The 14,361-nt window shown below is 55.7% G+C and carries 13 protein-coding genes; 1 reads left to right on the forward strand and 12 read right to left on the reverse strand.

Annotated elements, in window-relative coordinates; genetic code table 11:
- The first annotated feature begins 459 nt into the window (after window positions 1-459).
- A complete protein-coding gene (locus tag QMK51_RS18415; protein ID WP_258696601.1) occupies window positions 460-1,854 on the forward strand; it encodes an undecaprenyl-phosphate glucose phosphotransferase in 1,395 nt (464 codons plus the stop codon).
- Window positions 1,855-2,246: 392 nt separating this feature from the next.
- Here the strand turns inward: QMK51_RS18415 and QMK51_RS18420 are convergent, their stop codons facing one another.
- The 12 genes from QMK51_RS18420 to QMK51_RS18475 all read right to left on the reverse strand — a co-directional run bounded on the left by QMK51_RS18420 (window position 2,247) and on the right by QMK51_RS18475 (window position 14,361).
- On the reverse strand, window positions 2,247-2,606 hold the full coding sequence (locus tag QMK51_RS18420) for a VanZ family protein (RefSeq protein WP_320391174.1): 360 nt from the start codon (window positions 2,604-2,606) through the stop codon (window positions 2,247-2,249).
- Window positions 2,603-4,693 carry a YjbH domain-containing protein gene (locus QMK51_RS18425; protein ID WP_320394536.1) on the reverse strand — a complete coding sequence of 697 codons (2,091 nt, stop codon included), beginning with the start codon at window positions 4,691-4,693 and terminating at the stop codon, window positions 2,603-2,605. Before QMK51_RS18425 ends, QMK51_RS18420 begins: the two co-directional genes overlap by 4 nt.
- A gap of 8 nt (window positions 4,694-4,701) precedes the next feature.
- Window positions 4,702-5,469, reverse strand: coding sequence for a capsule biosynthesis GfcC family protein (locus tag QMK51_RS18430; protein WP_320391175.1), 768 nt, complete (start codon window positions 5,467-5,469; stop codon window positions 4,702-4,704).
- Entirely contained in the window at window positions 5,466-6,125 is a 660-nt protein-coding gene (locus QMK51_RS18435; protein ID WP_320391176.1) for a YjbF family lipoprotein, read from the reverse strand. The genes QMK51_RS18430 and QMK51_RS18435 overlap by 4 nt, the downstream gene beginning before the upstream one ends.
- A 14-nt stretch (window positions 6,126-6,139) precedes the next feature.
- Complete coding sequence (locus tag QMK51_RS18440; RefSeq protein ID WP_258696605.1) at window positions 6,140-7,252, reverse strand: polysaccharide biosynthesis/export family protein; 1,113 nt, start codon at window positions 7,250-7,252, stop codon at window positions 6,140-6,142.
- Between the two features lie 86 nt (window positions 7,253-7,338).
- Window positions 7,339-7,617, reverse strand: coding sequence for a hypothetical protein (locus tag QMK51_RS18445; protein WP_320391177.1), 279 nt, complete (start codon window positions 7,615-7,617; stop codon window positions 7,339-7,341).
- 430 nt (window positions 7,618-8,047) lie between these two features.
- Window positions 8,048-8,587 carry a dTDP-4-dehydrorhamnose 3,5-epimerase gene (rfbC, locus tag QMK51_RS18450; RefSeq protein ID WP_320391178.1) on the reverse strand — a complete coding sequence of 180 codons (540 nt, stop codon included), beginning with the start codon at window positions 8,585-8,587 and terminating at the stop codon, window positions 8,048-8,050.
- Window positions 8,584-9,462, reverse strand: coding sequence for a glucose-1-phosphate thymidylyltransferase RfbA (gene rfbA / locus QMK51_RS18455; RefSeq protein ID WP_320391179.1), 879 nt, complete (start codon window positions 9,460-9,462; stop codon window positions 8,584-8,586). The genes rfbC and rfbA overlap by 4 nt, the downstream gene beginning before the upstream one ends.
- Before the next feature lie 45 nt (window positions 9,463-9,507).
- Window positions 9,508-10,578: a dTDP-glucose 4,6-dehydratase gene (gene rfbB / locus QMK51_RS18460; protein WP_320391180.1), complete on the reverse strand. Its 1,071-nt coding sequence runs from the start codon at window positions 10,576-10,578 to the stop codon at window positions 9,508-9,510.
- 81 nt (window positions 10,579-10,659) lie between these two features.
- Window positions 10,660-12,063 carry a mannose-1-phosphate guanylyltransferase/mannose-6-phosphate isomerase gene (locus QMK51_RS18465; protein WP_320391181.1) on the reverse strand — a complete coding sequence of 468 codons (1,404 nt, stop codon included), beginning with the start codon at window positions 12,061-12,063 and terminating at the stop codon, window positions 10,660-10,662.
- Between the two features lie 53 nt (window positions 12,064-12,116).
- Window positions 12,117-13,223: a DUF1972 domain-containing protein gene (locus QMK51_RS18470; protein ID WP_258696611.1), complete on the reverse strand. Its 1,107-nt coding sequence runs from the start codon at window positions 13,221-13,223 to the stop codon at window positions 12,117-12,119.
- A complete protein-coding gene (locus tag QMK51_RS18475; protein ID WP_320391182.1) occupies window positions 13,216-14,361 on the reverse strand; it encodes a glycosyltransferase family 4 protein in 1,146 nt (381 codons plus the stop codon). The genes QMK51_RS18470 and QMK51_RS18475 overlap by 8 nt, the downstream gene beginning before the upstream one ends.

Raw genomic sequence — 14,361 nt, forward strand, 5'->3', positions numbered from 1 at the left:
ATAAATGCGACCTCCCGTCCTACCCGATACCGCTTGACTGCCTGACCGCCTTGCACTGCACTTCCCGCCTCCTGTCATCCTCGCCATAGTTCCTGCCCGGCTTCCTCCCTCCTGTACTGGCAAACGCTTATCGGAATACTGCAATTATATAGACGTTTCAGTGATGCTCACCTAACAAAAGAGCACGACCTTTTATAACAAAGCCTCTGGCAGAGTGACCGTTATAATTCGTCAGACACCCACGAAGATTAAGGTACTAGTATAAAAACCAGACACTGAGATAACCGTATCAGCTGACTTGAAAACAAAAGCAGGATGGCCAGCCATAAGCCCGCGTTATTCCCTTCTAATAATAAAAAAAATCCTGACTTAAGCGCGCTCACCCAGCCTTTGCGCGTGGCTGCCATTTATTAACCGTCGACTGATACACAACGTGGCGCATGCCCGAGGGACACCGCGATGGTACATAATCGTATTAATCGAAACAGCATAACCAAAGGACTGACTTTCTGGGGGCAATGGATAATTGCCATCACTTCGGTCAATGCGTTGTTATTTGCTCTGGCGCTGTACCAGACAGGAGAAATCGACGCCCATTATCGTGTGCTTGCAGTGCTTACTTTCCTGGGTTCGGTCCCTTCCTACTCCCTGCTGCTGGTCTATCACAAGCAGCATGGCTACCTCACCGGCCTGGGACGCCTGCTGCTGGGTTGGCTACTGACGCTGGCCGGGCTGACCAGCATCGGCTTTCTCAGCAAGACCAGCGAATTGTTCTCCCGGGAGATCATCCTGGTCTGGGCCACGGCCGGTTATTGCGTGCAGGCCTTGCTGTACCTGCCCTTGCACAGTTTTTCCAGGCACTACCACCGGCAATTGCACAGCCAATACAACACCCTGATCATCGGCACTGACCAACTGGCGGTGAATCTGGCGGACAAACTGGCCAAAACCGACTATCCGCCGCTGGTCGGCCTGATCAGCTCAAAACCCAACGAACTGTCGACCAACGTCAATGCCCACAGGATCGTGGGTCAGTTGCAGGAACTGCGCGAGCTGATCCGGGTGCACGATGTCCGGCGGTTGTACATTGCGCTGCCCTTGAGCGAAGCCAAACAGGTAGAAGCGCTGTACATCGATCTTCTCGACTCGAATGTCGATGTGGTCTGGGTTCCCGACCTGGGCAGCATGACGTTGCTCAATCACTCCGTCAGCGAACTGGATGGCTTGCCCGCCATCCACCTCAATGAAAGCCCGCTGACCAGTTACCCGACGGCGGCGCTGAGCAAGACCCTGCTGGACAGAGGCCTCGCCGCGCTGGCGCTGATCGGCTTCAGTCCGCTGCTGCTGGTGATCGCCGTCGCGGTGAAGATCTCCTCCCCGGGGCCGATCATCTTCAAGCAGGAGCGCCATGGCTGGAACGGCAAGATCATCAAGGTCTGGAAGTTCCGCTCCATGCGCCTGCACGACGACCATCAGGTGCGCCAGGCCGGCCGTGAAGACCCGCGCATTACCGCGGTCGGCCGTTTCATACGACGCACGTCCATCGATGAACTTCCGCAGTTCTTCAACGTGCTGCAAGGCCATATGGCGCTGGTCGGGCCTCGGCCACATGCCATTGCCCACAACGACTACTACACCGGCAAGATCCGCGCCTACATGGCCCGTCATCGAATCAAACCGGGCATCACCGGGCTGGCCCAGATCAGTGGCTGCCGTGGCGAAACCGAAACCCTCGACAAGATGCAAAAGCGTGTGGAAATCGACCTCAACTACATCAACAACTGGTCGTTGTGGCTCGACATCAAGATCCTGATCAAGACCCCTTTCACACTCTTTTCCAAGGACATCTATTAACCCCCGCGATTCGCCCCCGCCTGTTCTTCACCTTGTGGCTGACAAGGCCGCAGTCCGGGCAGTCAGATCTCTGACTGCCCGACCCCCCTTTCCCCGCCTCACCTCATTCGCCCTCTGTTTTGTAGCAGCTGCCGACGGCTGCACTCGCCTGTAGCAGCTGTCGAGCTTGCGAGGCTGCGTTCGGCTGCGTAGCAGTCGTGAATCCGGCTGACGCGGTTTGCCTGATGCACCGCAAGCTCTGGTTTGACGACTGCTGCGCAGCCGAACGCAGCCTTGCAGGCTCGGCAGCTGCTACGGGCGGATGGAGGGCAAGAGAGGTGTTGCTGGAGGGGGGATACAGCGAGGATCAACGGTTACAACATGCCGACAAACTGCCAGGTGCCTAACGCCTTTCAGCGCACCCAGCACCTGGAGACCAGCAACCCCATCAACACGCCGATACAGTTTGCCAGCATGTCATAGGGCGAAGCCGTGCGCAGCGGCATCAAACCTTGCGCGAGCTCAATGAGTACGCCGGTGAGCAAACACCCCAAGGCTACCCAAAGAAACCTCACATTGGGGAAGGCCAGGCGGCAACTGCACGTAAAAACCAGAAAGCCGATCCAGTGATGGAGCTTGTCCTCTTCGACGAACAGCTCCGGGATCGGTTGAGGGCGCAAACCTGCGTACAGCAAAATCACAGTCACCGCAGCAAAGGCCAGGCCCCGGAGCCAGAATGGCAACTCGACCAAGCCTTTGAGCCACGTGATCATTCAGTGATTTTCTCGAAGTTGTTGTAGAACAGGCTGCTGTCGCGCCCGTCGGTCATGGTCTGCAGCGAGTAGCCACGGTTCAGGCGCGCACCACCGTCGCGGGTCAGTGGCGCCCAGACGATATTGGCCCGGCGCATGGTCGAGGTACTCATCATCTCGTCGAACGGGATGGAAATATAGATCCCTTTGTCGAAGCTACCCTCACCATATTCCGCCTTCGACGCGGTAGTCAGAGTGACCCAGCCGCCAAACTTCACGCCGTTCTTGAACTCCCGCGACAAGTCGACAGTGGTACCCCAGTCCCGCGCCAGATAACGCCCGACACTGACCGCTGCAAGCATGTCATTGGGCAGCTCAGTATAGCTGGTGACATGGCCCGTCACGGTCTGGTAATCGCGCAGACCGAAGCCCTGATCAAAATCCCGTTGACGCACAAAGTTCAGATCGGCGCCCACCGACCAGCGTTTCCCCGTGGGTCGATACAGCACTTCGCTGCCGACACCGGCATACATGGATTCCAGATAGCCGCCGTAGACCATGCCATACAGGTCCCTATCCAGCTGCGTCGCGTGGTTGAACTGGAACGTCGGCATCGTCACATCGGAGGTGGTCAGGTATTTACGCAAATCGGTGCGCACTCGCGGCAGCCCGCTCGGCGCGTCGTAGGTGAACTTGTCGTAGTTGTTCAGCAGGTTGGCACTGAGCAGGCCGCTCCACCAGGTGTTGCGGGTGAAACGGTACTCCGCGTCAGCATCGGCGGTGAACTGATAGAGCAGCCCGTCGGGGCCACCGATGTTCTGTTTGTAGCCCAGGCCCAAGCCATAGCTGAACGGTTCCAGCGCCTGGGTATAGAGCGTGGTTTCCCGGTGCGCAGTCGCCGGATTGACCTCGCTCGTACGGTGCAGATCCTTCAGCGGCTGGTCGTTGTTCACCACCGCGCGGAAGGTTTCCCGTGGCACGCTGGTTTCCTCGACGGACATGTCATAGCGCTGGTTCACCAGGGTGAACCAGTCGATGTCCTGATTGACGCTGTTATCGAGAATCCGGCTGGCTCGCCCAACGGCCTTGGCCGGATAAAAATAACGGGACTGCTCGCCATACACCATCAGCTCCGAACCGCGCCGGGCGATGCGTTTCACCTTGTATCCGGCATTTTGTTGCAGCCGGTTGGAGACATCGGCCCAGTTGACCTGGTCGGGCGGAGTCGACGGCGCCTGCGCCGGCAGCGGCTCGGCGGGAGGGTCGTAAGTTTTGACCGGCGCCTTGCGGCTGACAAAGTTGGTGTGCAGGGTGATGCCGAACATCGCGGTATTGCCGCGCTCCCAGCCGGCGCTCAGATCGACGCTGTCGGCCAGCTTGTAGACCACACCGAAGTTGATCGGCAGGTCTTGTTTGAGCGGGTTGTCCAGCGGCTCATTCTTGTAATCGTTGCCCTCGTACTCGATCTTCAGGCTCAGTGGCTCCCACGGCGTTTGATAAGCGACCCCGCCAAACAACGAAGGGTGCCCTCTGAAATACGCGTTGGCATTCACGTCCCCTGCCCTGGCGACAGCCGCCGTGCTCTGCGGCCGGTCGTTGAACTGGCTGCCGAAGACCGACAGCGGGTTACTGAAATCCCCCCGATTACCCAGATAACCCCAGGCAATGCCGAGGCTGAAATCGAGGTTGCCATAACGCTTGTTGGCGACGAAATATTCGCTGGAAAACAGCCCGGTACCGCCGATGTCCCGGGCGCCGATGGCGACTTGCGGCGCCCAGCGACTTTCTTCCCAAAGCCGTGCCTTGAAATCGATGGCCTTGTCTTTGAAACTCTGGTCGCCACTCAATTGCTCGGTGCCGTACTTGCGGTTGGTGATGGCGGTGTAACGAAACGAGCCCTCCAGCCAATCGAACGGCTGCAAGGAAAAGCTGTAGCGCGAGTAAGGATCGGTACGACTGGCCGTGGCACTCAACTCCCCCGCGGGGGCCATGCGCGCGGTGGGGGTCTGTAGCAGACCGACGCCACCAAAATCACTCTGGGTGTAGCGCGGTTCACCGTGAGCCAGTCCGCAAGGCAGAAGCAATGCAGCAGCAAAACGTAACTTCAACGGGCACTTCAAGGGGCCACCTCAGCCTGGGGTTGAGTGGCGAGAAACTCGGCCAGTTGTTGATTGAGCTCAGGGGTCGGCGTCTCGAGATCGTCGCTCCTGATCGGCACCAGGATCCTGCTGCCAGGAGCCGCCACGACGCCGTCCTCACGATTCCATGCCGCCACGCCCACGCGCCGTACCTGGCCGTCGGGCTGGATCAGCCACAGATAATCGCGCTCGGCATCGTCGAGGATGGTGCAGTCCCGGGCATAGGCACGGATTTCCTGCAGAGCGCGGTAAGGCACCTGACAGGGCTGCGCGACCGCTCCCAGAATCTCTACGGTGGATGGCCGCTCGGGGTAAATCAGACGGTCGCCATCATCCAGTAGAGCGTTGCGGGCGAACCCCACCTCCACGGCGATCGGGTCGAGCACCGCGACCTGCCGTCCGGTGACCGACAGTTGCGCGACCTGCTCAAACAGACGCGTACTCAACTCTGCTCGCGTGTTTTTGCCGTCGAGCAAGGCGCCCCGTTGCAGCAGCTTCAGATCGAACAGGACGCCCGCCTTCAAACGCGCCTGTTTGTCCACCAATGAACGGTGCAGCCAAGCCGCGCCCAGCCAGTAACTTTCGGCGTTGGGTTGGGCGACGCGAATAACGTCCAGCAAGCGTGCACCGGGTTTGAAGTCGATGGGGCCGGGGCTGCGCACGTCACCGCTGACCGTGACGGCCGCCTGGCCCACGGCCGGGCCGATCAACAGCAGGCCAAGCAAGAAAAGGTTTGAACACTTCACCGGGCCGCTCCCCTGTCAGGGCGCACCTGCACGATGTTCAGAAACAGCTGCGGCGTCAGATGCTGCTCGCTGCGCAGGATGAAACCGTCCTGGGGGTCGACCCAGTAGCGGTTGGTGGCGTGGAAATTCAGGGTGGGTGCATCCACCTGCTCGTCGATGCGCAGCAAGGCGTATTCCTTGTCCAGAATGCTGATGGTCTCGATGCCGTGGGGGCTGAAACGGCTGTTGACCGCGATACCGATTCGGTTGCCGTCGTAGATGTCGATCCAGCGCGTGCTGGTATAACCGTCGGGCAAATGCTGAAGGCCGCGCTTGAAGGGCGACTCATCATTGAAACGAGTGCCATCCAGTGAAACACCCAACCCGACGGTACGTACCACCAGACCGTCGCGCATCATCAGCACTTGCTTGCCGGAAGCGACCCAGAACTGCAGGTCGCCCCGCCGACGAGCCATGGCCATCACCCCCTCGCTGGAGGGGGTGGTGACCAGGATCTGCGGATACGGCACGGCATCGACCTGAGCACGGGTCAAGTTGATGGAGGCAGGCCCCGCGACGGATGTTTCGAGGGTGTCCCAGGAGGCCTTCATCAACGGGTTACACCCGCACAGCAAGAGCGCCATCGTCAGACTGGCGAAGGTAGGCAAATTTTTCACGGCGGGATTGAGCCTTATCTGCTGTTGGCTTCGCTGAGGTCATTAAGAGAGCTGGCACCGGTCCCGAGAACGGTGGCCGTAGGCAGAAGCTGGCTGATCAGACGGTTCCAGCGTGTCACGCCGGCCGGGCCGACATAGACGATGTCTTGCGGTTGCAAGTCAAAGCGGGTGGCCAGCACCAGGGCCGAAGGCGATTCGGCATCGAGCTGGAACACCTTGGCCGGTTCGGTTTCCAGGTGGTCCGCGCCGCGAATCACGTACACCGCATTGCCGTTGGAGGTGGTCTGGTTCAAGCCCCCCACCGTGCCCAGCGCATCGGTCAGGTTGATCGATTTGCTCTTGAAGCTCAGGGCGCGAGGCTGGTTGACCTCACCCATGACATAGATACGTTTTTGGTCGTTATAAGGCAGGTACAGCCGGTCGCCGCCCTTGAGGTAGACGCCCTGCAGCTGTGAGTCCTGCCGATTGAGGGTGTCCAGATCAAGCTTGTATTCACGCCCGTCCCGGGTCAGCGTCAGGCCCGACAGGTCGGCATTCGAGGGGTCCACACCGGCCGCGCCAACGGCCTCCACCACGCTCAGCGGGGTGGTGGTGATCGGCTGCTGGCCGGCTTTGAGCACCGCACCGGAAATCACCACGGTCTGGCTGGCGAAGCGCAATACGCTGACGTCGACCTGGGGGCTTTCGACAAATTGCGACAAACGCTCGGCAATAAAGGCTCGCAACTCTTCGATGGTTTTACCGGCGGCCGGCACATTACCGATGTAGGGATAAAACAGCGTGCCGTCCGGACGAACCAGACGACCGTTGGCATCGATTTGCTGTTGCGGCCCCGAAGGCGCCGTCAACTCGGGGTGATCCCAGACCGTGATAAACAACAGGTCATTGGCACCCACGCGATAACCACCGGGCACATAGGACAACAACGCCGATGGCACCGATTCGCGAACCTGCGTGGCGGCATCCATGGCAATCAATTTAGGCGTGATGGGAATAAGCTCCACCCGGCTACTTTCCACAGAGCCGTCACTGACCATTTGACTGGTGTCCATGTGTTGACCAGGCGAAAACATACAGCCGTGCAAGCTGATACTTGCCAGCATAACAACAGATAATCTACGGATCATAATGGCACTACGCTAGTCGAGGGCAAATCTAAAACAAGATCACCCAGAAAGTTCTGAGTGATCTTGAACAACATACTTCGCGGGGTTTAGTTGGTACCTGTCGTACCACCAGTACCGGTTGTGCCACCCGTTCCAGAGGTACCGCCATTGGAACTGCCGCCGGAGCTGGAGGCGGCCGCAGCAGCGCCGATAATGGCCGCGCCGACCACCACGGTTTCGGCGACCGTCACGCCCCCGACCAGCGGGGTATTCAAGGACAGTGGCTCGTCCAGTGCTTCGCTTGCCGTTTCAATCGGTGGTGCATCCGCCGCCAACGCCGCGGTGCTCATGACAGCCAGCAAGCTGGCAGTAAGTAGTTTCTTCATATCAGACTCCTTCTCGACATCAACTCTGCATTAGATTTGATACTAAGGGACCGGGAATGGAACAGCAGATGAATGAACTGACACCCGTAAGTTGAACGAGCCCGTTCATGCACATTGCCTCCTTTGGAGGATGTCATTTATAGGGAGTGCATGCCATACGCCGAATCCCGTCACATCCTCGGCAAAAGCGCTTGCGCGGGGCAAGGATTATTGACAAATAAAGGCGATTTTCAAAGATATTCGCCACACAACAAGGCATTTTAAGTACAAACTTACGAGTGTGAGTCACTCGCCTCAGGCGTCTATTGTTATTATTAGTCAGGATTCTCCCGACTTCTTATCCCGCAAGGTTCTACTGCGATTGGAAATTCAGGCTAAATAACATCAGGTCATCAATAGTTAATATTAACTATAGACCATTATTAATCCGTCATTCCCCGCTCAACAGCGCGCGCAATCGCGGGTTGCGCAAGTCTTTTTCCGAGAGTTGAGGTGACTCCAAAGGCCAGGCAATGTCCAGGTCCGGATCACTCCAGAGCAGACCACCTTCGTCCTCGGGAAAATACAGATCGGTGCATTTGTATTGAAAATCGGCGGTTTCACTGAGCACACAAAAGCCGTGGGCATAACCTGGCGGCACCCATAGCTGAAGATGGTTGTCGGCGGTCAACTTGACCCCTACATGCTCGCCGCAAGTGGCCGATTCGGGATTGATGTCCACCACCACGTCGTATACCGCCCCTTGGGAAACCCGCACCAACTTGCCCTGGGGCCGGGTCCGCTGGAAGTGCAAACCACGCAACACGCCATACTGCGAGCGCGAGTGATTGTCCTGGACGAAAGGCAACTCGATGCCGGCGTCGCGATAACGCTGCTGGTGATAACTCTCGAAAAAGAACCCGCGGCCATCGCCAAACACCTTGGGCTCGATAATCAGTACGCCAGGCAACCGGGTGTTGATGACATTCATATCGCAGGCTCCGTACTCAGCACCCGTGCCAGGTATTGGCCGTAACCGGTTTTGCATAACGCCGTGGCTTGCTGATCCAATTGTGCAGCCGACAACCAACCCTGGTGGTAGGCCACTTCCTCCAGACAGGCCACTTTCAAGCCCTGCCGCGCTTCGATGGTCTGGACGAAATGCCCGGCCTCCATCAATGAATCATGGGTCCCGGTGTCCAGCCAGGCAAAACCACGCCCCAGCACGCTCACGTGCAAATCCCCGCGCTGTAGATACGCGTTGTTCACATCAGTGATTTCAAGCTCGCCGCGCATCGAAGGCTTGACTTGCTTTGCAATGCTCACCACGTCTTTGTCGTAGAAATACAAGCCGGTGACGGCATAGTCGGACTTCGGGTGTTTAGGCTTCTCTTCGATCGAGATTGCCTTGCCGTTACTGTCGAACTCGACAACGCCAAAGCGCTCCGGGTCGCTGACTCGATAACCAAAGACAGTGGCACCGTTCTGTCGTTGTGACGCTTCGCGCAACAAGGCGCTGAAGCCATAACCGTAGAAAATGTTGTCGCCCAGAATCAGCGCCACATTGCTGTCGCCGATAAAGTGCTCGCCGATCAGAAAGGCCTGGGCCAGACCATCGGGAGAAGGTTGTTCGGCATAGCTGAGTTCAATACCGAAAGAAGAACCGTCACCCAACAGGTTCTGGAAGTTGGGCAAGTCCTGCGGCGTGGAAATAATCAAGATCTCGCGAATGCCCGCCAGCATTAATACCGACAGCGGATAGTAAATCATCGGCTTGTCGTAGACCGGAAGCAGCTGTTTGGATACACCACGGGTAATGGGATGCAAGCGGGTGCCGGAGCCTCCCGCCAGAATGATGCCTTTCATATGAGGATTCCCTTCGAAACTTAATAGAGGCAGGGTTTGAATGTTTCAGCCGACGTGGCCAAGACGCTCCGACCGGTACTGGCCGTTGAGTATCCGTTCCCACCACCCTTGATGGTTCAGATACCACTGAACCGTTTTGCGTATGCCGCTCTCAAAGGTTTCCTGTGGTCGCCAACCGAGCTCACGCTCGATCTTGCCCGCATCGATGGCGTAACGAAGATCATGCCCCGGCCGATCCTTGACGAAGGTAATCAGCTCGCGATAACGCGCGACGCCCGCAGGTTTATCGGGAGCCAACTCCTCGAGCAGATCGCACAGGGTTTGCACCACCTCAAGATTGGTTTTCTCGTTGTGGCCGCCGATGTTATAGGTTTCGCCAACCTCGCCACGGCGCACGACCTCGCATAAAGCGCGCGCATGATCTTCTACAAACAACCAGTCGCGAATCTGCAAGCCGTCGCCATAAACCGGCAGAGGCCGGCCGTGGATGGCATTCAGAATCACATGGGGAATCAACTTCTCGGGGAAGTGATAAGGGCCATAGTTGTTCGAGCAATTGGTCACCAGCACGGGCAGGCCATACGTACGCTGCCAGGCCCGAACCAGATGATCTGAACTGGCCTTGGAGGCCGAATAGGGTGAACTGGGCGCATAAGGCGTGGTTTCACTGAACAGGCTATCGGTGCCTTCCAGGTCGCCATACACCTCATCGGTGGAGATATGGTGGAAGCGAAAAGCCTGTTTGAGCTCTTCCGACAACCCGTTCCAATAACGCCGGGTCGCTTCGAGCAAGGTATAGGTACCAACAATATTGGTCTGGATAAAGTCCGCAGGACCGTCGATGGAACGATCGACATGGGACTCTGCGGCCAGGTGCATGACTGCATCCGGTCGAAATACCGTGAATACCTGATCCAGTGCCCGAGCGTCGCAGATATCGACCTTGAAGAAGTGGTAGCGCGGCGACTCGTCGATGCTCGACAGGGAGTCGCAATTGCCTGCGTAGGTCAACTTGTCAACGTTCGCGACCCTGCAGGTGGTTTCACTTATCAGGTGGCGTACCACTGCTGATCCAATGAAACCGGACCCACCGGTAACGAGGATTTTTTTAAACATGAGTGGAGATCCTGACGGCGAAATGAAAGATTAAATCGGTGACCCGCACCGCTGTCGGCTAACCCAATGGATGACGGAGGTTCATGCCCTGCCGTATTTATCTTCAAACCGCACGATATCGTTCTCGCCCAGGTAGGAGCCGGACTGAACTTCGATCAGCTCAAGAGGAATGACACCCGGGTTCTCGAGCGCATGCACTTGACCGATCGGGATGTAAGTCGACTGATTCTCGGAGACCAGATAGGTCTGCTCACCGTTGGTCACTTTGGCCGTACCGCTAACGACGATCCAGTGCTCGGCGCGGTGGTGATGCATCTGCACAGACAGCTTCGCTCCCGGCTGCACCGTGATACGTTTCACTTGATACCGAGCGCCTTTATCTATCGAGTCATACATACCCCACGGGCGATAAACTTCTCTGTGGTTCGAGTACTCATGGCGATCGGATTGCTTGAGCCGTTCCACTACTTTTTTAACGTCTTGCACCTGATCCTTGCGGGCCACAAGAATGGCGTCGTTGGTTTCAACGATGACCAGTCCTTCAACGCCAATGGTCGCGATCAAGCGGCTGTTCGCATGAACATAGGTATTGAATGTGTTCTCGGCGAAGACATCCCCCTTGAGCACGTTACCGTCAGCATCTTTTGCAAAGGCATCGGCGAGCGCAGACCAGGAGCCAATGTCACTCCATCCGGCATTCATCGCGACCATCACCGCGTAGTCGGTCTTTTCCATTACCGCGTAGTCGATAGAGTCCTCGGGGCACGCAGAAAACAAAGCCCGGTCAACCCGAGTGAAATTCAAATCCTGCGAACCGTTGCCCAAGGCCTCGATACAGGCAGACAAAATATCGGGTCGGAATTTTTGCAACTCTTCCAGGTAACGGCTCGCACGAAACAGGAACATGCCGCTGTTCCAGAAGAAATTGTTCGTGAGCACGTACGCTTGAGCCGTCGCCAGATCGGGTTTCTCGACAAAACGGTTCACTCTGAAACCGCCACCGATATCGTCGCCCTTCTCAATATAGCCATACCCCGTTTCAGGATAGGTGGGCACTATTGCGAAGGTCACTAACTTCCCTTCCATCGCCAACGGAAGCGCGACCCTGATACTCTCTTGAAAAGCGTCGACATCCTTAATGGTGTGATCCGCCGGCAAAATCAGCAGCATCGGGTCTTGACCTTCAACCGTTGCCTGCAGCGCGGCCAACGCCACCGCTGGCGCCGTATTACGACCGACGGGCTCAAGCAGGATATTGGCATCTCCCATGCCCAGTTTTCGCAACTGTTCAGCGGCCAGAAACCGATGTTCTTCGTTGCAGATGAGCCTGGGGGGCTGTATCTCCAGCCCATCAAGTCTCTGAATGGTGGCCTGCAACAAAGAGAGATTGGTATCTATTAAAGACAAAAACTGCTTGGGGTTCAGTTGTCGCGAAAGCGGCCACAGGCGCGAGCCAGAACCTCCAGATAAAATAACCGGAATCATTTAGCACCTCATCGAAAAGTAACAGCCTGGATTAGATCGAAGTAATGGATGACTTATGAAGGTCGCCATTCAATGAAAAGCTGTTCATACGCACTCAACACTTTTTCCCACTTGAAACACTCTACAAATCTCGCGGCACCGACTTCTTTCATATCCGCAATTCTGTCTTCATCCGCCAGCCATTCATCCAACAGGCACGAAAGAGATTGTTTGTCCGAAAAGTAGGCTGCACCCTCACCCACGACCCAACGGTTAAATGGGTTATCGTGAGCAATAATTGCGCAGCCAGCGCCAAGCGCCTCGACCAAAGACGGGTTGGTTCCGCCAACACGATGACCGTGGAGATAGAAACGACTGAAATACCTGAGTGCCTGAACGATGTTCGAATCGTAGATGGCACCTGGAAATATCACCTCATCACTTGCGGCGTCCATCACCTTCTTGTGATATTCGTTCGTGCTCGGCGTAAAGTTTCCAAGCACCACAAGTTTATGATTCCTGACCGAGGAACTAAACGCATCGACCATCTCGAAAAAAGAGTTTTCCGGTTCAGGCCTGGCAATAATAATAGAGAAGTTTTTCGGTTCCAGGCCGAAACCTGCCAACACTTCGACAGACGCCGTTTTCACTTCATCGCCACCATAGGGAATCATGGTGATCTTATCGGCACTGACTCGAGTGGCAAGGTGGTCTTTTATCTTCGGATGATCGGCGACCAGATGATTACCTATCCAGCAACCCAATCGCTCATTTATCCAGAACCAGGTCTTGGCAATCGCCCCCCACTTTTCTCTACGCCATTCAATGCCGTCCATATTGATTATATTGGTCTGGCCTTTCGCACGTTGCAGCAGATTAAAAATGGCGGTGTTATACCCCAACGTCAAAAACAAACCTTTTTCACTCAACGCATGACGCACAGCCTTGAAATCAAAAATAACAGTACCCAGCGCACCCTCTCTGGAGACCGGTATATGAACACGACGAATACCTTGCCATTCGGTTTCCGTTATGGCGCCACTGCCGCTTTCCTGGCAATAAACGGTAATTCTCCAACCCCTTTCCTTCAGGTAGACCGCCAGCTTTTCGGCAAATGTCTCGAAGCCGCCATGCTGTGCCGGAATGCCTCTTATCCCTAGAATCAACAAGTGCCTATTCATAAGTTTCAAATACCTTAATGTGCTGACGCGCTACGCGCGTCCAATCATGCTTTTCGATCATCGCGGCTCGAGCGTTCTGCGAAATGTCCTCTGCAGCATCTGAGCCCAGTGCTGCAAGTATTTGCCGAGCCAGATCCTGTGGGTCATCCGTTTCAAACAAAAATCCATTTCGACTGTCGTCCACAACTTCAACCATGGCGGGCAGACGTGAAGACACGGTAATACAGCCGTACGACATCGCCATTAGCAGCACGCCGCTTTGGTAGATCTTCTTATAGGGCAGGACCACGATATCGGCAGAGGAATAATAAAAGTCGACATCCTCGTCATTGATATAGCGAATATGTGGAATCACCACACTCGATATGTTTTTTGATTTTATTATGTCTTCATAGTGCTGAAACGAATCCTTCCATACTTTACCGGCGATGAGCAATACGGCATCAGGCTCAAGTTTTGACACGATCTCCATTGCACTCAAAAGAACATCCAGGCCCTTGACCTTTTTTATCTGACCAAAGAAGAGTATGAGCTTTTTATCGACGGGCAATGATAAGTGCTGGCGAGACAAAACGGTCTCCCGCCTTTTCACGAACGGAAGGTAGTTACCGTGAGGAATAATAGCTATCTTCTTATTGATACCCTGCGCGGAAATCACCGACCGCAATTCTTGCCGAGAGAACTCGTTATGAACAATAAACTCCTCCGGCGCTCGCAATATGGAAGTATGGGTTCTTGTCAGAGAGCTCCCTGAAAACGATTCAACATCATGAACCGTGGCGACTATTTTTATCCCACTGAACTTCAACAGGTTGCACGTTATCAACTCGAGCAGCGAGTACTGAAAAAAATGCAAATGGCAAATTTTTCCGCCTTTCCTCTTTATATCAATGATGGATCTCGTCAACGCCGTGACGAACCTGGCGAGCCTGATAACTTTATTAGTCTTACCGTAGACCCCTTTAAAGAACTTATTTATCGTAAAACTACTTGAGCTTTGCTCCTGCGATTCAGGGCAAGTGTAGAGATGTACAGTGGCATTATTCAGAACCAATCCTTGCCCAAGGCCGGTGTTGTAATAATTCATTCCACCATGCCCTCCTACCGGTTCAATGATGAAATAATTCAAGTGACCCAT

This window comes from Pseudomonas sp. P9_31 (assembly GCF_034008235.1).
Lineage (GTDB): Bacteria > Pseudomonadota > Gammaproteobacteria > Pseudomonadales > Pseudomonadaceae > Aquipseudomonas.

Excerpts from the sequence above, each read along its gene's own strand:
- QMK51_RS18415 (WP_258696601.1), top strand. The coding sequence starts at position 460 with ATGGTACATAATCGTATTAATCGAAACAGCATAACCAAAGGACTGACT.
- QMK51_RS18420 (WP_320391174.1), bottom strand. The coding sequence starts at position 2,606 with ATGATCACGTGGCTCAAAGGCTTGGTCGAGTTGCCATTCTGGCTCCGG.
- QMK51_RS18440 (WP_258696605.1), bottom strand. The coding sequence starts at position 7,252 with ATGATCCGTAGATTATCTGTTGTTATGCTGGCAAGTATCAGCTTGCAC.
- QMK51_RS18445 (WP_320391177.1), bottom strand. The coding sequence starts at position 7,617 with ATGAAGAAACTACTTACTGCCAGCTTGCTGGCTGTCATGAGCACCGCG.
- rfbC (WP_320391178.1), bottom strand. The coding sequence starts at position 8,587 with ATGAATGTCATCAACACCCGGTTGCCTGGCGTACTGATTATCGAGCCC.
- rfbA (WP_320391179.1), bottom strand. The coding sequence starts at position 9,462 with ATGAAAGGCATCATTCTGGCGGGAGGCTCCGGCACCCGCTTGCATCCC.
- rfbB (WP_320391180.1), bottom strand. The coding sequence starts at position 10,578 with ATGTTTAAAAAAATCCTCGTTACCGGTGGGTCCGGTTTCATTGGATCA.
- QMK51_RS18465 (WP_320391181.1), bottom strand. The coding sequence starts at position 12,063 with ATGATTCCGGTTATTTTATCTGGAGGTTCTGGCTCGCGCCTGTGGCCG.
- QMK51_RS18470 (WP_258696611.1), bottom strand. The coding sequence starts at position 13,223 with ATGAATAGGCACTTGTTGATTCTAGGGATAAGAGGCATTCCGGCACAG.
- QMK51_RS18475 (WP_320391182.1), bottom strand. The coding sequence starts at position 14,361 with ATGGGTCACTTGAATTATTTCATCATTGAACCGGTAGGAGGGCATGGT.